At 69.3% G+C, this 20082-nt stretch carries 9 protein-coding genes; all 9 read right to left on the reverse strand.

Annotated features, from left to right (window positions below; genetic code table 11):
• Positions 1-17 precede the first annotated feature (17 nt).
• Genes UA75_RS21075 through drmD form a run of 9 tightly spaced genes read right to left on the reverse strand, consistent with a single transcriptional unit; the run spans position 18 to position 19765 of the window.
• Positions 18-2111: a UvrD-helicase domain-containing protein gene (locus UA75_RS21075; protein WP_075741734.1), complete on the reverse strand. Its 2094-nt coding sequence runs from the start codon at positions 2109-2111 to the stop codon at positions 18-20.
• On the reverse strand, positions 2111-3754 hold the full coding sequence (locus UA75_RS21080; RefSeq protein ID WP_318533338.1) for a serine/threonine-protein kinase: 1644 nt from the start codon (positions 3752-3754) through the stop codon (positions 2111-2113). Before UA75_RS21080 ends, UA75_RS21075 begins: the two co-directional genes overlap by 1 nt.
• 30 nt (positions 3755-3784) lie before the next feature.
• A complete protein-coding gene (locus tag UA75_RS21085; RefSeq protein WP_083690835.1) occupies positions 3785-5815 on the reverse strand; it encodes an N-6 DNA methylase in 2031 nt (676 codons plus the stop codon).
• The gene (gene drmC / locus UA75_RS21090; RefSeq protein WP_075741735.1) at positions 5812-6588 is read right to left on the reverse strand and encodes a DISARM system phospholipase D-like protein DrmC; all 777 of its coding nucleotides are present in this window, start codon (positions 6586-6588) and stop codon (positions 5812-5814) included. Before drmC ends, UA75_RS21085 begins: the two co-directional genes overlap by 4 nt.
• Positions 6585-8477 carry a DUF1998 domain-containing protein gene (gene drmB / locus UA75_RS21095; RefSeq protein ID WP_075741736.1) on the reverse strand — a complete coding sequence of 631 codons (1893 nt, stop codon included), beginning with the start codon at positions 8475-8477 and terminating at the stop codon, positions 6585-6587. The genes drmC and drmB overlap by 4 nt, the downstream gene beginning before the upstream one ends.
• Positions 8474-8641 carry a hypothetical protein gene (locus tag UA75_RS33280; RefSeq protein WP_157434338.1) on the reverse strand — a complete coding sequence of 56 codons (168 nt, stop codon included), beginning with the start codon at positions 8639-8641 and terminating at the stop codon, positions 8474-8476. The genes drmB and UA75_RS33280 overlap by 4 nt, the downstream gene beginning before the upstream one ends.
• A gap of 20 nt (positions 8642-8661) precedes the next feature.
• The gene (gene drmA / locus UA75_RS21100) at positions 8662-12555 is read right to left on the reverse strand and encodes a DISARM system helicase DrmA (RefSeq protein ID WP_075741737.1); all 3894 of its coding nucleotides are present in this window, start codon (positions 12553-12555) and stop codon (positions 8662-8664) included.
• Complete coding sequence (locus UA75_RS21105) at positions 12555-16622, reverse strand: Eco57I restriction-modification methylase domain-containing protein (protein ID WP_075741738.1); 4068 nt, start codon at positions 16620-16622, stop codon at positions 12555-12557. Before UA75_RS21105 ends, drmA begins: the two co-directional genes overlap by 1 nt.
• A complete protein-coding gene (gene drmD / locus UA75_RS21110) occupies positions 16619-19765 on the reverse strand; it encodes a DISARM system SNF2-like helicase DrmD (protein WP_075741739.1) in 3147 nt (1048 codons plus the stop codon). Before drmD ends, UA75_RS21105 begins: the two co-directional genes overlap by 4 nt.
• Positions 19766-20082 lie beyond the last annotated feature (317 nt).

Consider the following 20082-nt stretch of genomic DNA (forward strand, 5'->3'; position numbering starts at 1 on the left):
CTTTCTGCGAGTCATCATCACTGCACTGCGGTCAGGAATCGGCTGGGTGTCCCGGTCCAGGAGACGTAAAGCTGTTCGCGTGCTCGGGTACAGGCCACGAACAACAGGCATCGTTCGCGCTGAAGGTCATGCCGGTGCGCGACCTCGTCTTCGGACTCGGGAGTGACGGCGGGCTGGAGAGGCATCTGTTGATCACGAACGCCGACGACCGCGACGCAGCGAAACTCCAGGCCCTTCATCCGGTGCATCGTTCCCACGGAGACCGCGTCCGGGGCGGGCGGTGTCTTCCTGTCGAGCAGTCGGACCGGGACGCCCGCCGTCGCGAGCGAGTCACGAACGCCCTCGCCTGCAAGCTTCGACCTGGTGGCGATGCCGATCTCCTCGGGTTTCACACCCGCCGCGTGCCACTCCTCGATGACCGAGCAGAGCTCGGCCAGCTCGACGGTGCGAGAGGAGTGGCCCGCGAGAACCGGCATAGCGCCGTGCACCTGCGAGCGATAGCCTGCGATCGTCTCCAGGCCGTCGTCCATGTCGTCGATGCGCTCGCCACGCAGCATCCCCAGGCTCCAGGCGAGGATCTCGGCAGTCGTCCGGTAGTTCACCGTCAGCCGCGTGGAGCGTCCCGTGATCTGCACGCCGAGCTCGCGCAGGGTGACCCGGTGTTGATAGATCCGCTGATGGGTGTCACCGGCGATGAACAGGTCGTTCGAGGCGACCGGCACCGCCGCGCGCAGCAGTCGCCACTGCATCGGGTTCAGGTCTTGGGCCTCGTCGACGATCACGTGACGGTAGGGCTTGTCGGCGCGCCCGGCGAGGATCGCGGCCGCCGCCGCGCACACCGTCTCGTAGGTGTGCACCCGGCGGCGGCGGAGCTCCTCGGTGAACTCGTGCATCGCCTGCCAGACCAGCGCCTTCTGGATGTTCCCCAGCTTGCGCCCCCTGCCGTCTCGCTTGGCGCGGAGGTAGCCCTGCGCGTCGAGCACCTGTTGGCCCAGGACGACCTGTCGCCACTCCTCGGCGAGGAAGGCCTCGGAGAACGGCAACGACAGCGTGGTGATCACGTCTCGCCACAGGTTCTGCTGCTCCTGCGCGTCGATCATCGTCGGCCTGCCATGGGTCTCGGCGAAGATCCGATGGGCCAGGCTGTCGATGGTCTGCACGTCGACGTGACTCTCGCGCGGTCCCAGATCCGGCAGCTGCCGAAGTCCCTCCTGAAGCGAGTCGGTCAGCGTCGAGGTGAAGGTGGTGACCAGCACGCGCCCGACGCCGCCTGCGGCCAGGTGGTGAGCGCGGTGCAGGGCGACGACGGTCTTGCCGGTGCCAGGGCCGCCGGTCACCCGCGCCGATCCGCTGAAGGAGCCGTAGGCCATCCGATGCTGCGTGGGGTGCAGGTAGATCCGCCAGTGCGCGAGCGACTCCTGGAAGACCTTCATCAGTTCATCGGGGCCGTTGACGAGGACCAGCCGGTCCCCGCCGCGTTCCACGGCAGCCACGACATCGTCGGTGTCGTAAGGCTCCGCCGTCGCGACGGCGCCGAGTTCGGTCCAGACGCTCTCCACCGTCATCCCGGCGGCCAGTCCGTAGAGGACCTCCCACTGCCGCTCGGGCAGGAAGGCCTTCGAGGCCTCCAGAGTCAGCACGTCGGTGAGGGTCCTGGCGAAGGCCAGTGTCTGGTCGTCGATGCCGAGCCTGCCGAGATCCGCGTCGTTGACCTGGGCAAAGAGCCGCTCGGGACGGCGCTCCGCCATCCTGCTCAACTCGGGATAGGTGGCGTCGATGGCAGCGACGTCGCGCAGCTCGATCGAACCGGTCGCCGAGTTGACGCTCGCCCGGTGCCGGACGGCCCACGTGTACGCGTCATCGTGCGGGAGCACCCGGAGCAACGTGTAGAGGTCACCCCGTTCCGGAGCGAGCACCACACCGCGCCAGAACAGGTCGATCCTGATGGTGTGCATTCGACGATCCCGAGCGTTGCCCACCCGCTCCAGATGCCTGCCGGTGTGCGTCGCCTGCCGGAACCGATCGAGGACCTCGATCACCTTGGTCTGCACCGAGCGTTCCAACCGGGCGTATTCCTGCATGAAGTCGGCGTGGATGGCCAGCCGTGCCATCAAGAGTCCCTTCGTGAGGTGGTGTCGTCGGCGTCCGGCTGCGGCATCAGCAGCCTGCGGGCCCGCGCGACCTCGGGGTGACCCGCCCCGTGAATACGGACGAGGTCGGAGAGCAGTGTTCGGAAGGTGGCCCGTGCCGCCTCCTCCCGGCCCGCGCCGCGCTGGAGGAGTCCGAGCTGTCGGCGGAGATCCAGCGGCCGGGGGTCGTCCGGCTGGAGTTCGGCTCTCTCTCGGACGAGCAGTTCCGTCAGGCGATGCATCGCGGCGTCCAACTCGCCGACGAGGCCGAGGCAGACCGCCTCGCGACGCAGACACTCCAGGGCGTCGTCGAGCCTGCCGCCCACCCGATCGAACTGCTCCGCCAGCTCGCGGTATCCGGGAGCGGCTCCCCGATAGTCGCTGCTCGCGAACAACTCGGTGACGGCGGCCAGCTTGTCGTCGAGATTCTCTCTCGATTCGACAACCGGCGTCGGGCGCTCCGGTCGCGGCGGGTCGCTCTCCGTCGAGCCCCACGAGGTATCCCCCGCAAGATCAGGGGTCTCGATCCAGGAGCGCGGGTAGGCACCCGACGTGTCCCGGCCGCCCGTGCCCGAGGGGTCCGACACCTCCGACGCCCGCATCGCCCGCCCGACATCGGTTTTTCGGACCGGCGACGCCGTTGACGCGTCCTCCTGCTTCTCGGCGCGGTGCACCGAAGTGGAATCTGACGACTCCTTCGGCGGAAAGACCCGGCTGAGAACCCTGGCGTACATTCGGACGTGGTTGGGCAGGACCGGGGGATTCACCATGCCGGGGAGCTCGGTGAGATCGGTGACGAACGGCAGGAGCCGACCGAAGACCGCCTCGGCATCCGGCGGCCGATCCGCGGGAGACTTGGCCAGTAGATGACGCACCAGCTGATCGAGTTCCGGGGGAACATCGGCACGGAGTTCCCCGGTGGGCATGGGTTCCTCACGCAGGTGTCGCTCCATCACGCTGAAGTTGGAGCCGCCCGCGAAGACCTGCCGCCCGGTGAGCATTTCGTGCAGCGTGCAGCCTAAGGAGTACAGATCGCTGCGCGGGCTGCTCTTGTTGTCCTGCACCTGCTCGGGAGCCATGTACGCCGGGGTGCCCAACGGCTGGCCCGTGCGAGTGATCCTGGACTGCTCGGGAAGGTCCATCGCCACCGCGAGTCCGAAGTCGAGCACCAGGACGGTCCCGTCCGGGGTGAGCATGAGATTGCCGGGCTTGAGATCGCGGTGCACCAAGGAGGTCTGGTGCGCGGCCGACAACACCGCACAGGTCTGCGCTGCGACGGCGGCGGCCCAGCCGATGGGAAGCGGCTCGTGTTCGACGATCAGGTCGGCCACCGTCACGCCGCGCATGCGCTGCATGACCAGGTACGGACGCGCACCGTCCGTACCCACGTCGTAGACGGCGGGGACGCCCGGATGCTCTAGCCGAGCCGCCATCCGCGACTCGCGGGTGAACCGCCGGATCAGCTCCTCGTCCGGCTCCCCATCGGGGAACCGGATGAACTTGACCGCGACGTCCCGTTCCAGTCGAGTGTCACGCCCGAAATAGACCTCCCCCATGCCCCCTTTGCCTATCGGGTGCCGGTCCAGCACATATCGGCCGTCGCCGATCACTCGCCGCCCTGCCACGGCCTCCCCTGTTCCTGTCGTCCGTGAGCCTCACCGGGCGGACCGGAGAGTGCCGTCGGCAAGTCCGGTGAACCCCCGTCGCACCAATGACTCGCCCAGCCTTGCAGTCTGACGCAAGGCATCCTCGAATGCCGTCATCCGATCGAATGCTTTTCCATACTGTTGCTGTTCCTGCAACGATATCCGGGGAATCGGCGTGCGCCGGACCTCCGGCCTGCTTCCCGTCGTCCCGGCCCGGCCTCCTACGGTGTTAGCAGCGAACCGCAGGTGGGCAGCGAGAAAACCCGGAACGATTCGATCCTGATTCGCCCGGAACAGCAGTAGTCGCGGGCCGAGAGCGGCTCCGGCCTCGACTGCCAGCCGAACGAGCGGTTCCCTGGGGATCATCGGGACGATCACGTCGCCGGGCTGGATGAGGACGGTGTCGCCCGTCTGTTCGCAGTGCCCCGACGGTACCGTCCCCCTGTTGAGGTCGTCGAGAGTCAGGACGGGCAGGCTGCCTGTGTCGGTCGGCATTCTCGTCGGGGCTTGGAACATCGTGATCAGCCCCGATCTCACGAGCTCGCCGACCGTGGTCATCGCGCGCTCCGCGGTATCCGAGTGGACGTCGAGATCGGGAAGAGCATCGGTGAGTCGGCCGAGGGCGGCGCGCAACTCTGCGACCACCGGAGTGAAGCTCGCGGCGACGGCGGTGTCCGGTTCGACGGGCAGCCACCGGGTCGGGGTCAGATCCACCACGTCGTCGAGCAGGTCGATGATCCGGACGGCCCGACAGGACTCCGGCAGATCCGCCGCCGGATCTTCGGCGAAGGCCTGCCAGGCCTGTTCCGCGTCCTGGGACCGGCCGACCATCAGCACATGGGACGGCGTGGTCGACTCCGTCCCCTTCCGGAACACCCACAGGTCCGGTTCCGTGGCAGTTCCGTCGGCCGACATTCCGAGTTCGGCAGAGCTGATCACCGCGCGGAGCACTCCGGCGCGAAGCAGGTTTCCTCGAATCCGCCTGCCCGATCGACGATCCGCCACCGCGCCCGGCATGGCGGCGACCACGATCCCGGCTGAATCGACGTGTGCGAGGCAGTGCTGCACCCAGGCGAGCTCCGACTCACCTCGGGGAGGTTGACCGTACTCCCAGCGCAGATCGCCGACGAGTTCGTCGTATCCCCAGCTGCGTTCGTTGAACGGCGGGTTGACGACCACCGCGTCCGCCCGTCGGTCACCGTGGGCGTCGGCGCGAAGTGCGTCGCCGACGACGATGTCTGGTGCCGCGCCCCGCAGCAGAAGCCGGATGCGAGCGAGCGTCGCCACGACGTCGTCCGGCTCCTGACCGAGAATCTCACTCGCCCCGCAGTCATACGCGGTGAGCAACAGGGTGCCGGTTCCGCAGGAGGGGTCCAGCACGGTGCCGCCGTCGATTCCTGCCACTCGGACCATCAGCTCTGCCAGTTCGGGACTGGTGTAGACGGCACGGCGGGCGTGCGCGTCGCGATGTCGTTCGTAGAGGAAGTCGAAGGCAGCGACATGGCCTTCGCTCTCGACCAGTTCGACGAGAGTCCGCAGCACGTCCTCCTGCGGTCCCTGCCAGAGCGCTCGCACCGTCTCCGACAGCTCGGGTGCATCGGCCAACACCGCGTCGAGCAGACCGACTTCGTCCGTCGGTCGCCAGGTGTGACCGGCTCGTTGGTGAAAAACCAGGAAGGCACCGAGCGAGGCCACGAACGCCCCGAGCCGAAGATCGTCGGCGGCGCCGCGCACCCGAGGCCAGAGCTGTTCCCGCAACGGGACCTCGAAGTTCTTCCCGTGTCGTCTCAACCAGTTCTCGACGTCGGCCAGCGCGTACAACGGGCTCGCCGCGCTGCCGCCGACGGCATCGGGGAAGTCGTCGAACCGCCGTCGCCAGTTGCTCACCGCAGCCTTGCCCACCCCTGCCAGCCGGGCGATGTCGCCTGCGGCGACGGTGGCGGCCTCCGGCGGCGGGGCCCCCGCATCGCCGGGCCCGACAGCGGGTTCCGACGAGTCTCCCGCCGGATGTCGGCGCCTGGGCGAGATGTCCTCGGTCATGTGCTCACTCCGGTCTCCAACCGGGTCAAGACCCCGTTGGCCTGCAACTCGGCGATGTGCTCTGCGGCCCTTCTCGGCGGGGTGCCACCCCGGACGACTAAACCTGCTTCGATGTTCCCGGCCGCCCCGGAGTGGGTGAGGTTGGCACTGGAGAGCAGCAGTATCCGCCGATCGGCGATGACGATCTTGGCGTGCATCTTCGCCCGTCGATCTGGTCGCAGGCCGCTCGGCCAGTGCCAGAGTCGCGCGGTGGGCACGGCGGCGAAGGCCGCCGCAGGCTCGTCCCCGCCGAGGGCGCCGCCCGCCCCCCGCAGAGTCTCGACGACGACGGCGATCCGCACCCCGCGCCCGGCGGCTGCGGTCAACGCGGCGATCGCGGGCGGATAGGCCTTGGCCGAGTAGGTGACCAGCACGAGTTCGGCCTCCGCCTCGTCGATCACCTCGACGAGAGCCTGCGCGGTGGCCCGGACCGGGACGGAGTGCGTGGTGGGCCCGCTCCACACCGACTCGACTCGCATCAGATCAGCCTGCTGCACACAGCCTGCCGCCACGCCACGCAGATAGGCGGCGGCCTCGACGTCCGGCACCGCGTCGGCGGTCTGCGCGGCCAGCACCGCGCGGGCCGCCTCGGCGAAACCCGGCACCGGGACGAGCCCCGGCAACGCCGCCCGGGGGCCGCCCTCGCGAATTCCGGCCGCCAGCGACCGCAGCCGGACCGCGCCGAGTTCGCTCGCGGCGGCGGCCACGGCGCGTTCGAAGCGTTCGGCGGTCACGGCAGCTCGGTGAACAGCGCGAGCCTCGGATCGTCGATCGGCACGACGAAGCGGCGGTCGAGGAATCGATTGCCCCGCTCACACGTCGTCTCGGAGACGAACAGGCAGACGTGGCAGGCGGCGCCGTGCAGGAAGTCGGCCGGGGCGTGCGGCAGCCGCTCCGCGCACAACGGATCGGAGGAGCAGTGCACGGCCTCGGCCAGCGCCCGCCGGGTCAGCCGGACGAGCTGATCCGGCTCGGCCAGTGCGGACAGCCCGCCGAGGGTGCCCTCGGCGTCGGGGACGGCGGTGTAGATCAGGATGCCCGCACGCGGGTCGTCACCCCCCGAACTGGCGTAGATCCGTTCCGACAGGCTCGCCGAGTTGTACCCGCATTCCAGCGCGATCGTGCGGATCAGCAGGTGCGACAGCGTGTGCAGGGCGAGGTATCGCACGCCGGGCCAGTTCTGCATCCGGTCGAACGGTCCCGCGATCCGATCCGAGTAACGGTTCTCCCGGAACCGGCCGTAGGCCTCGCGATGCTCGGCGACCGCCGCCGAGCCGGCGACCCGCCGTTCCCAGTCGACGAGCGCCTCCTCGGGAACCCGCAGGAAGATCCCCTCCCCGCGCACCTCGCTGGCGGGCACCCAGGTGGGGTCGGAGCGGGACAGCGCAGCCCTGGTGACCAGATCTGGATCGTCCGGATCGGGCGCGTCGAGTCTGGTGAAGCCGATCAGCGCCCGCACCTCGCGCAGCCGCTCCGCCTGCACCACGTCGGAATAGCAGCCGCGCAGGGCCTGCGGCACGCCCGCCGGGTCGCGGCGCAGGGTGAAGTCGGTACTCGGTTCGGGGAGTTCGACGGCCGAGAACGCCTCCCACTCCGGGGTGCGGAGATCGGGGTAGCCGTCGTCGTCGTCCACCTCGGTCTCAGCGGTCCGGTGCCGTTCGATCGCGGCCCAGAGGACGTCGTCGGAGTAGCTCACGAACTCGGCGAGCGACGGCGCGACCTCGCGGGTGAAACCCAGCATCGCCTTGCCGGGGATCTTCTCCAGGACGACCCAGTTCCGATCGACCTTCTCGTCCAGCTCGCCTCGGGCCGCGCCGGGCGGGATGTGGAGCGCCGAGAGGGTCTGGGCGAACCACTGATTGGAGGCGCCGACCACCAGCAGCTTGTGCCGTCGATCGCAGCCTGCGGTGAAGGTCCCCAGATGCGGGTTCCGCCCCCGGCAGGCGGGCAGGAGCTGTTCGCCCCGCTCGCCCTGTGCCTCCCGGATGTTGCGACGAGCCCGACACACCTGGCAGATGATCTGCACGTCCGCCCCGAGGTTACCGCCGCGATCCTGCATCTGAAGTCGGGGATGGGTGGCCTTGGGGCACGGTCCGCCGCGATGGACGAAGAGCGTGTACGGAAACTCGTCGAGGTGACCGTTGGTGCAGGACAACACGAAGCGGGCGGCCACCGCGAGCGGTTTGCGGCCCGACTTCTTGACACCGCAGTCCCGGTGGAAGAACCGGGCGTCCTGGGGCCTGCGGACCGCGTTGTTCTCGAAGCCGAAGGCGGAGCCGCCGTGGATCGACGCAAGCTCGTCACAGGCGGTGCAGCGCAGCCAGCTGGGAAACGGTGCGGTGGGTACGCCGACCGTGGAGGCGAACCCACCGGGGTCGCTGTTGTCCTCCGCCAGCCACGGCGCAGGCCGCAGCCGCTCCACCCCGCGCAACAGTGTCGAGACGGCCCGCAGCAGCCGAGGCTCGGTGATGTCGTCGGCGACCACCTGCCGGTGGTCCCAGTCGTCGAGGCCGCTGACGAGCACGGAGAAGTTGGGCAGGTCGACCAGTGAGCCGACACCGCTGGTGAACATCAGGTGGCTCGGTCGCACCGATCCCACCCGAGGCCGATACGACTGACTCATCCGGTCACCTTCTCCAGTGGGGGCGGGTATCGGAGCGGGCTCGGCGCTGCGGCCTGCCTTGGCGTGGGCACGCGGGAGACGACCCCGCCTGCGACGTCGGGGAGAGCAACGCCCGGACCCGAGCCGCCATCGGCTCGGCTCGACGCGGTGTCGACAGTGGACACGGTGCTGCTCCTCGGCGCCGTCATCGGTCGCCGCCTCGGCCTGCGGACTCCGCGCCCGTGGCGAAGCCGGAGCCGCTGTCTGCGCCGTCCAGGTCATCGGGGTCCTCGCCGCCTGCCTGCGTCGGGGCGAAAGACCAGGCGGGCTCCTCCAAGGACTGGCGGAAGAGCCGGTCCTCCCTGGGCAGCAGCAGGTTGATCTCGTGCTCCGTCTCGCGCATGGACATGCCGACGGTGCGATCGGTCCACCGCCCGTTGCCCGGCCGTTCCAACAGGCCGACCAGGTTCTGGGTGCGGTCCTTCTTCTCCTCATAGGCCAGCCGCGCCGCGCCGGTGGTGTGCCGGGCCCACTCGTCCTTGAGTCGCCGGATGCGTTCGGCCAGATAGTCGCGGGCGCGCTCGCCGCCGATCGCCTCCGCCCGCCGCAGCAGCCGCTCGTCGATCCGACGCACCGCCTCGCCGCCCAGGGCGACGTCGTGGGCGTCGACGTTGCGGGAGTGGGCGTCCACGGCGTGTCGGACGGCCGCCACGTACATCGCGGCCGTGGAACGGTCCAGCGATCGACGCGCGTACGGCGTGACCGAGAGCGCCTCCACCTGCCGATAGAAGGTCGCGTGGTAGTGCTCGAAGTCCTCGAAATGGGCCAGGTCGCGGGGCCGGGACCAGTTGTAGAGGGTGACGACCAGGCCTGGGCGATCGACGGAGCGGCCGACTCGGGAGGAGGCCTGGATGTACTCGGCGGTGTTCTTCGGCTGGCCGGTCATCACCATCAGCCCGAATCGGGAGACGTCGACGCCGACCTGAAGCATCGAGGTCGCCAGCACCGCGTCCACCGGCATCCGCCCCTGCCGCGCCCGCTCCGCCGCCCGCTCGGCCAGCGGATGTCCCGGCTTCCTGCCCGATCGGGAGGCGTCGCGGGCCTTGGCCGCCGCCTTGTTGTCCTTGCCGACGGCGTCGTGCCTGCTCGAGGTGTCGATCTCGGGGTCGAAGCCCAGCTCCAGTCGCTTAAGGACCTCGCTGATGTCGCCGGAGGAGATGCGCGAGGTCAGCTCCTGAACGGTCAGCAGCCGTGCGTTGCGCAGCACCCGGTCGGACAGGCCCTTGAGCCTGCCGTTGCGCTTGACCCTGGTGGCGACGTCGTCGTCCAGGTAGCGCCGCATCCCGGCGAGTTCGCGGGTGGCGTTGAAGTAGCCGACGAGGGTGAGGTACGGATCGGCGGCTTCGCCGTGTCGGTCCAGGAGGGTCTGCGCGGCGATCAGGAGGATCTCGGCCAGCCGGATCTCGGCGGACTTGAACCGGGTGCCGTGCGCGCACACGCCGAGGTAGCGCCTGCCCGGCGTCTGCGGTGTCACGGGCACCTGCCGGGAGAAGAACGTGTCGGCGACGTCGACCACCTGGGGCGGGAACACCTCGAGGCGCCTACCGAACACCCCCAGCACCTGCTGGCGGGCCCGCTTGGTGGTGGCGGTGGAGGCGACGATCTTGGGGCCGGTGTCGCGATCGAGGGCGGGCTGCCAGGTGCACAGCTCGTCGACGGCCGCCTCGAAGACGCCGACGGTGGTGCCCAGTGCGCCGGAGATCAGGTGCAGCTCGTCCTGAATGATCAGGTCCGGCGGCCGAAGCCTGCCGACGACCGTGGTGGCTGCGGCGGGCAGCGGGCCCTTGGCGTTGTGTCGATCGGCGCACTGCGTCTTGGCGTCCATGTCGGGGTGCCGGAAGCCGTGCCGGGGACACCAGCGGGTGGTGCGGCCGAACAGCAGTCCGGCGAAGCCGCGCCAGGGCAGTTGCGCGAGCTTGTCGACGGTGGCGATGACCAGGCTGGGCGTGTACCGGTAGATCTCCTCGTCCACGGTGTGGATCGGCAGCCCCTCGGCGCACCGGCGCTCGGAGAACGGGCAGGCGTCCGGCCCTTCGCCCTCCGGGCAGAACAACAGCACCCGCCGATCCGCCGCCCGGGAGCGCAGATCTCGTTGTGGTCGCAGTGTCGCTCCGCACCACGGGCAGCTCAGCGTCTGCAAGACGTTGGTGCGTCTGCCGTCGCCGTTGTCCCGTGCCTCGCCGATCTGCTTGTCGGCGTCCTCGAACCAGTTCGGCGACACGCCGCTGCCCACCCAGAGACCGATGCGAAACCGCTCCCGACCCCAGACGGTCTCGTCTTCGGTCCGCAGCACCTCGGCGGCGCAGACCAGCGCGGCGGCGCGTTGGAACTGCTGCGCGGTCAACAGCCGGAGCGTGTAGCGCATCAACACGGCGACGCCGCCCGCCCCGCTGCGGGCCTGGTCGCCGTCGCCGAGGATGCCCTGGAGGCGGCGGATCGCGAAGGTGTAGGCGGTCAGGCCGAGATAGGCCTCGGTCTTGCCGCCGCCGGTGGGGAAGAACAGCAGGTCGACAGTCGCGGTGTCGTCGGCGGCCCGTTCCGGGTGCAGCGGGTCGGTGATCGCAGGCAGATTCAGCAGCACGAAGGCCAGTTGGAACGGCCGCCAGGATGCGGCGGCAACACCACGATCGCGCACGGCGTCGGCGGCCTGCGCGGCGGAGAGCCCGTGCTCCTCGCGGAGCGCGGCGGCGGTGGTGTTGCGGCGTTGGAGGGCCATGGCCCGGTTGGCGAACCGGAAGGCCCGCAGGGCGGTGTCATGGCCAAGGCTCGCCGAGTCGGCCAGCAGCGCGATGCCTGACCGCAGCCGCTCGGCGGCGCGGCGGGCGGTGTGCAGGGCATGTTCGGCGATCGGCCGCAGCGACTCGGGTACCAGCGTCGGGTCGGCGGCCTCGGCGTCCCGACCGTCGAGCCACGCGGCGTATCCCTCGACCAGCGGGGACAACCCGGCCGCCAGCTCCGCAGGCTCGGCGACGGCGAGGGCGTCCATGGCCAGCATCGCCTCGGCGAGCGGGGTGCCCGCGCCGACGGGAGCGACGGTGGCGGGCACGTCGTGGACGGGCAGCCAGGTGGTGGCCAGCCGATGGGCGTGCCTGCTGTCCTCGCGGCGCTCGGCGTGCACGGCCACGTTGCGGCCCGCGGCGTAGCGGCGTTCGTTGCGGTAGAGCAGCCGCAGGTGCAGTTCCTCCACGTCGTCGTGGTCGCGGCCCTCGCGGTCGTCGAGCGGATCGTCGATCGGCAGGAAGACCTCGGCGGCGCCGTCGGCGGCCGTGACCTCGAGTGCGGTCTGGAACAGCCAGGCGGTGTCGCGTTGGCTGGCGGGCTCCGGCTGGGCGTTGATCAGCGTCAGTTCGACGATCCGATGCCCGGCCCGCTCGCGGACGTCGACGGCCAGCAGCACCCCCGCCTCGGGGGTGCCTGCCAGCACCAGCCGGGTGGTGCGCCCGCCGTCCAGCCGGATCTCGGGTTGGTGTCGGGCGGGCTCCCTGGTCCAGGCCCGGCGCTTCCGGCCGTCCTCGGCCTCCACCTCCGCAGGCCGGTAGGCACCCCAGGAGGCGGTGACGGCGAGGACGTCGACGTCGAGCGGCACCGCGAAGGACAGCCCCATCGAGGAGGCCCAGATCCGGCCGAGGTTCTGGGGGGTCGACACCTCGGGCAGCTCGCCGTCACCGCCGTCGTTGATGCCCGCCTCGGTGTCCGGCAGCTCGCTCGCGGCGGCGGCCACCGACCGAGGCAGGCGCGTCGGGCCGAGCATCCCGACCAGATACCGCTCCCGGGGCCCCGCCGCGCCGGGCCGGAACTGCTCCGTCTCGCCCTCCCACGGGCCGAGCAGGTCGTCCCGCACGATCCGCTCCAGCTCGTCCCGCACCTCATAGGAGGTGGCCGGGATGAACTGTTGGGGGATGTCCAGCGGGTGGATCGGCGATTCGGCCTGGTGATCTGCGTCGGGGGTGTTCGCGGTCCCGCCCGCTTGTGCCGCACCGCCGGGCAGCCGGAGCTGCTCGCCGTTCGGATCGGAGAACAAGCCGTCCTGGTCGGACATCAGAACAGCCCCTCTTCCTGCGGCGGTGCCTGCTTCTTCGCCTTGGCCGTCTGCTTCTGCTTGGCCGACTTCTTGTCGTGCAACCCTTCGGCGACTTCCTGGGCGTACCGCTCGTGATTCAGCTCCAGCAACCGATCCAGGACCTCCCGCTGCGCGGCCGGGCCGATGGTGTAGCGGGTGTCCTTGCCCGCCGGGTGGAAGCCGTGGTCGAGCTGATCGAGCAGGTCGTCCCAGCCGTACGCGCGGACGGTGGCCTCGTCGATGGCCCGGTGGATGCGTCGCAGCTCTGTCAGGTCGTCGTCGACGTAGTCGGCGCTGAAGACCTGGTTGTACAGCTTGGTGAGCCCGAGCTGCCTGCCGAGCATGACCGAGCGCCGGAAGGTGTCGAGACGGTCGCCGAGGTCACGCATTTCTTGCGTGAGGGTGGGGAGGGGGAGGGTCTCGAAGACATCGGAGGGGGTGTAGCGGAGATCGGCCTTCATCGACGAGGCGCGGGCGACGGCCCACCAGTAGTGCGGGGCGCTGCTGAGCAGGGCGAGCATGGCGGTGTCGTCGGTGGCGAAGACGACGATTGCATCACTAATGACCTGGCGCGCAGACACAATAACCGGCACCACCGTACTGCTAACACGAGTAATGACCACTATTCGATCAAGTTGATTAATTGCAGCATACAAATCACCCCTAGGCCTCCAATAGCGCCACCAGTTAACCGCAGCGTAATCAGAACCCGAAGCCAAACGATCAGATTTTACATGATCAACCAACCATTGGTAACAGGACTCATAGCTTTGCGCCCTCGCCTCCGACCAGTCTCGGAAATTAACAGCCCACCGACTCGCCAATCCGCACGGACTCGAATTCAGATCCTTTCCATTCAAATAAGGGAAAAGAACATCGGAGCTCGCCGGGTCAACCTTTACTATCTCGGCAGCAATAGCAGGCGCCATGGTGAATCCGGTGCCCAGCAGAGTGGAACCCTGAAAAGAACGACCCGCACTCTGCGCCAACGTGAACGCCGGAAGACTGCCACGGGACTCTACCGCAAGAGAGGATGTGATTCCATCAACCCTTCTTCCGTCTAGCCACCTCTCAAATTTCATTGCATGACTGGAGCGACTCAGCCAAACAACAGAATACTCAATTGCAGCCGACTTCGACGGCCATGGGCGCCCCGTCACCGCAGCACGAATAGAGAACCTTGCGTCAACAATTTGATCCAATCCCACCTCCCGAGTCTCCCCCTGAGCCAGGGTATTAGTGCCTATCAAGCCACTTTGCCCAGGATCACCCAAGATCGAGTGAGTGCGAAGAAAGAAATATGCGATAAGATCGGCGTTTCCCTTTCTTCCCGATGCAAGATCAGCTACCAGATACTCGCGGTATGCACCTCCCGACGCACCACTGATCTTTTTCCCACCCAAAAACGGCGGATTCCCCACCACCGCGTCGAACCCGCCCCCCTCGAACACCTCCGGAAACACCAGCGGCCAGTGAATCGGCTCGCGATCGAACGACCCCGGAACCTGATCCGTCGCCAGCCAGTCGGATCGCTGCTGCTCGGCCTTCTCGAGCGCGCCCGGCTCCCCCGCCGCGACGCCCGCCGCCAGCTGGGCCGCTGCCACCGAGGCGGCGGCCACCGCCCGGTCGCCCTTGCCCGCCCGCGACAGCGCGGCACCCACCGTCAGATCCGCGAACAGCCGGACCTGCTCGGTCCGCCGGGCGGCCTCGGCCAGTAAACGCCGCTTCTCCGCCAGCGCGGCCAGGGGATCCGAGCCGAGTTCGATCTCGGTGAGTCGGCGCCGGGCCGCCGCGATCTCGGCGACCAGTTCCCGCACGCCCGCCGTCCAGCCGAAGACGTCGTCCTCGTGGATCTCCCGGCCCTTCTCCGGGTCCAGGTGCAGGTATTCCAGCTGGTCCAGGCTGGTGATGCCGAGCAGCGAATCGCCCGCCACCAGCCGGTCGTCGAGGAAGGTGAACGGCCGGGTGGCGTCCATCGAGACCAGCCACAGCGACAGCTTGGCCATCTCCACGGCCATCTCGTTGATGTCCGCCCCGTAGAGACAGTGCTCGATGACCAGCCGCCGGGCCGTGATGCGCACCGGGTCGGAGTCCGGGTCGGTGACGTGGTCCTCGGCGCGGTAGTCCCGCACCAGTTCGTGGCCCTCGCGCGTCCAGGCCTCCACCAGTCGGTCGCCGAGGTAGCGGGCGGCGGCGACCAGGAAGGCCGCCGAGCCCATCGCGATGTCGGCGACCCGCAGGCGCAGCAGCTCCGCGCTGGTCTTGGGCTGCCAGGTGCTCTCGTCGGCGGTCTGCAAGGGCCCGTGGGTGTAGACCAACGGCTGCAACGCGCCCTCCACGACCTCCTCGGCGAGGAACCGCGGGGTGTAGTGGGTGCCGGTGTTCTTGCGCAGCGAGGACTCGGTGACGAACAGCGCGCCGGGCAGGATCACCGTCGGCAGGCCCCGCAGGTCGGGCCGGATCAGCTCGGCGAAAGGCAGCAGCCGCTCGGCGAGTTCGTGATCCTTGCCGTTCACCGCGAGTAGCCGCTTGCGTTGTTCCTCTCGCGCCACCCCGGTCACGGGCGCCAGCTTCTTCGCCAGCGCCGCCGCCGAACCGATCTTGGAGGCCTTGAACAGCTCGGCGAGCATGGCTGCCAAGGCAGACACGTCCTCGCTCTGGGCGGCCAGCTCCTCCAGATCGCTGAGGGCGACCTCCTCCTCCATGCCCTCCTTGCCGATCAGGCCGATGACGACCTCGTCGGCGCGCAGGCCCTCAAAGGACAGCAGGCCCTCGTAGACGTAGCCGATCTGCTCGACGTCCAGCGAGCGGAAGCTGACCGACCGGGTCTCGGCCTTGCGCCCGCGCCCGATCGTCACCTCCTGCACCGCCGAGAGCATGTGCAGCACGGTGCGGTCGTCGATGCGCCTCGGCAGGGTGGCGTAACCCGCCGGGTCGAAGATCGAGCCGTCGTGGGCGTGCATCGTCAGCCGGGGGTGCTCCACCCCGGAGTAGACGGCTTCGAACAACGCGAGCAGCCGATGCCAGGCCGCATAGCCGTGCTCCAGGACGTTCTCGCCGCTGTCCCTGGCCCGCTCGGCCAGTTCGGCCCGCAGGCCCCCGGCCGAGTACGACTTCATGTACAGGTCGTTGTCGGCGGGCAGCAGGCCGCGCTCCTCGGCGAAGAGCAGGAACACGATCCGCATCATCACCATCACCGAGGCCCGATAGACCTCCTGCGCCGAGCGCGGCTCGACCTCCCCGGTCCGGCGTTCCTCCAGCTCGGCACGGCCGACGGCGGCCACCAGCAGTTCCACGGCCTGGCGGACCTGGACGCCGAGCCGGTCGGTGATGTCCTCCTGGTTGTCCTTGCTCCGCACCAGCAGGGGGATCAGCTGCTCGCCGTCGGGGACGCCGAAGAACCGGCGTCGACACAGCAGCGAGCGGAAGGCCCGCACCACCTGGCGCTCGGCGGCCTCCGCCCAGGGCACGGCGTCGAAGACGGCGGTGCCGGTGGCCCCACCGCGCGGCGCCCACACCAGCGCCCACCAGCGGCCGTCGGTGACCAGGCCCAGTTCGACGCCGTGCTTGCGGCACAGCGTGGCCACCCGGTCCACCGGGGTTGCGGCCCACGGCGAGCCCGCGATCCGCGAGGTCGGCACCTGGCCGGGCGCGCATCGCAGCCCGATCAGCCGCACCTGCTCGCCGCGCGGCTCGGCACCGGGTTCGGCGAGCACGAAGTCGGGGGTCAGGGTCGTGTCGTGCTCGCCGACCTCCATCCGCAGCGCGTCGAGTTCCTCGGTGTGCAGGGCGTCGCCCCAGCCGAGCAGGTCCCGCAGTACGTAGTCGATCCAGTCCCCGGCGCCCGACGCGCCGTCGGCCTGCCAGCGTGTGTGCCGCTGCCGCAGGACGGGGAGCTCGGTCTTGTCCAGGGCGTCCAGGGTCGGCCAGGTGTCGATGAGCACCGGCAGGCTCAGGAAGGGGCCGTTGACCTCGACGAGGCTGAGCCAGTCGCGGTGCTGGGCGGCGCCGTCGACGGGGCGAGGGCCGCGGAATCGGGTGTTCATCGGGTGGCCTCTCGCTTGGGCACGACGAAGACGACGGCGACGGGGAACAGCTGCGGGCGGGGGTCACGGTAGCGCTGTTCGACGAGCGCGAGCTCCCGGTCGCGCTCGTCGGTGAGCCGCTGCAGGCGGTCCTCTCCCGCCTGTCGGTCGCGCCGATACTGGGCCAGCTCGTCGGGGCTCTTGATGTCGGCTTCACTGAACAAGGTGCCGTCCTCGGGTTCATCCTCGGCGGACAGCGCCTTACGCAGGGAGTGGGCGAACTGATCGAGGTTGGTGACGATCCGACGCTGCTCGGCCTCCCGCCGTTCGCCCAGGATGCGTTCCAGCGACTCGCGTCGGGTTGCGGCGCGGGCGTCCACCGAGGCCAGCAGCGCGTCCCGGGCCTTGGCATCCCACCGGTGCCGTAGTCGGTCCTCCACCACCCCGGAGGCCCGCCGCCCGCCGTCGAGCGCGGTGCTCAGGTGGTTGCGCAGCCTGCTGAGGCTCTCGACGCGGCGGAACCGGCCGCCTGCGGGCAGCCAACCGCCCGCGAACAGCACCTCCTCGTGCAGCCGGACACCGTCGCCGCCGACCAGGACGAATCGGGAGTACGCACCGACCAGCACCTCCTCCATCGCGGGGTCGTCGCTCACCACGGCGGTGACCCGACTCAGCCCGATGTCCTCATTGGACACTGCGGCCCGCAGCAGTTCGGTGGACATCGACACCAGCGGATGATTCAGATGGGCGAGCACCACGTCGTCGCGGCCCTTGGCCACCGCCTGGTCGAAGGTGATCGGCAGCTGCCGGGGTTCACTGTCCGGTTTAGGGAACCGCTCGGTCAGTCCGGCGGTCGCGCGCGACCACGACCCGCCGAGCACCGGCACCTCGAACAGGCCGTCGGCGTGGTGCAGCTCGTCGCGAACGGGCCGAAGCGGGCGCTCGCGAGACAGTTCCAGCGCGGTGTCCACCACGCGACGCACCGAGGCCGGAGTGATGCCCATCGACTCGACGGTGGCGTCCAGGTTCGACCGCAGCCGGGCGATCTGCTCCCCGAGGTCGGTCTCCGTCGCCGAGAGTCGCTCCTGACCTCGGGCGGTGCCCTCCCCGGCGTGATCGACGTCGATCACGACGTGCCTGCCCAGCATCTTGTTCTGGACGGCGTCGGCGAGTACGGCGTTGACCGTCCCGAGGTCGGCCTGCATCGCCGAGACCTTGGTCGCCACCCTGGACAGGAACTCCAGGTCCGCCTCGAAGGCGTCGACCTCCCGGCCGAAGCCGGTGCCGACGAAGTGCCGGACGTCGGGGGTCTCGGTCTGCCCGTATCGGTCGATGCGCCCGATCCGCTGTTCCAGTTTGTTCGGGTTGAACGGGATGTCGTAGTTGACCAGCCGGTGACAGTGTCGATGCAGGTCGATCCCTTCGCTGGCCGCGTCGGTGGCCAGCAGGATGCGCACCGGGTACTCCGTGGGCGCCTTCTGGAACGCCTCGCGCAGCCGCTCGCGGTCGGCGGTGGCCATCCCGCCGTGCAGCAGTTCCAGGCGGTCATCGCCCAGGCCCTCCTGCCGCAGCAGTGCCGCCAGCCAGAGCTGGGTGTCGCGGTACTCGGTGAACACCACGACCCGCTCGTTCGTCCAGTGCTCGTCCGGACGGCAGACCGACCGCAGGTAGTTGACGAGCTCGCGGGCCTTGGCATCGGGGCTGGCCTCGTGTTCCCGCGCCCAGCGGTGCATCCGCTCCAGCAGGTCTGTCTCCTGCGTACTCGGGTCGGGCTGGAGCGGGCGAGTCCGGTCCAGGATGTCGTCCTCGGCCTGGGCGAGCTGCTCGTCGTCGTAGGCGTCGATCGAGTCCTCATAGTCGTCCAGCCACTCCGGCTCGTCGAGGTCGAGGTCGACGTCGACGGGCGCCGATCGGGAGCGCAGGGTGTTCAGGTAGACGCCGACGGTGTGGGCGAAGGCGGACGGGCTGGAGAAGAGCCGCTTCTTCAGCAGCAGGGTCACCAGGTCGGTGGCGCGCTTCCCCCGCCGAGTGACCAGCTTCTTCTTCCGCAGCGTGGCGAACTCGACGAGCAGCGCGTGAATCTCCCGCTCGTCGTCCGGGTAGTGCACCGGGATCGCCCCGGTATGCCGCTCCGGGAATCGCGGAGTCCCGTCGGGATTGCGGATCTGCCGCTTGAGCCTGCGGATGACCGTGTCCTTCACCGCGGCCCGGTCCGGCTCGAACCCTCGAAGGAAGCGCTGGTCGTCCAGGATCTCCAACAACGCGGTGAACGAGGCCTGATACCCGTTGTGCGGGGTGGCCGACAGGAACAGCCGGTGGGTGAAGTGCGGGGCGAGCCGCCGGATCAGCTTTGTCTGCTGCGAGTCCACGGCGTAGACCTGTTTGGGCGCGGCCGGGGCGACGTGGTGCGCCTCGTCCAGGATCAGCAGGTCGAAGGTCCTCGGGTAGGTGGGGCCGTCCGGCGGCAGGATCTCGTCGAGCAGCCGCTGTGCCTTGGCGGTGCGCAGCCAGGGCAGGCTGACGATCGCCTTGGGGAAGACCTCGAAGGGGTTGGCCGAGGAGCCGTAGGTGCGGCGGACCTCGGCACAGCGTTCCGAGTCGATGATGGTGAAGTCGAGACCGAACTTGGCGGCCATCTCGTCCTGCCATTTCAGCGTCAGCCCCGCCGGGCAGACGATGAGGACGCGGTGTCCTCGGTGTCGCAACAGGAGTTCCTGAACGACCAGCCCGGCCTCGACCGTCTTGCCGAGGCCGACGTCGTCGGCGAGCAGCAGGTTCACCCTCGGCGCCCCGATGGCCCTGGCGACCGGCTCCAGCTGGTAGTCCTCGATCGCCACCCCGGACCGGAAGGGCGCCTGGAGGGTCTTGACCTCCGCCGAGGTGATCGCCGACCAGCGCACGGCGTCGAGGAAGGCGGCCAGTCGTCCGGGTTCGTCGAAGCCGTGCCGGGCGACCTCGGGCAGGACCCCGCTGGGCAGGGTGCGGCGGCCGGGCTCGATCTCCCAGATCACCTCGAGCGTGTCGCCGAAGCGGCCGTCCTCCACGCTCTGCAAGGTCGTCAGCGTGTGTCGTCCGCCGGGCTCGATCGCGCTGACCACCCATTTCTGGCCTCGCACCGACACCAGCGCGTTGAGGACCGGCTGGTCCGTCGTCGAACTCGACACCGCGAGCTCCCCCTTCTCCGTGTTCCCCGGTTGTGCGTTGTTCCGTGGTGCGTGATTCCCCGGTGTGCATCGTCGGCTACGGGCGGTTCATCACGTTGTTCGGGGCTACGCAACCGGACCGTAAGCAACGACGGGAACGGTATCACTTCCGGGATCGTAGTTGTGTACCCGGTTCACATGTGCTTTGATTCTCGCAGTGCCTGGCGAGTATGTGAACCAGCTCCCAGGTCATGGGGATTCACTCGCTTGGCGTGGCTCGGGGGCCGCCGCTCGGTACGACCCACGAGCCGGGGCCTCGTGCACTTCATGTCGACCCG

It is taken from the genome of Actinoalloteichus sp. GBA129-24 (assembly GCF_001941645.1).
GTDB lineage: Bacteria > Actinomycetota > Actinomycetes > Mycobacteriales > Pseudonocardiaceae > Actinoalloteichus_A > Actinoalloteichus_A fjordicus.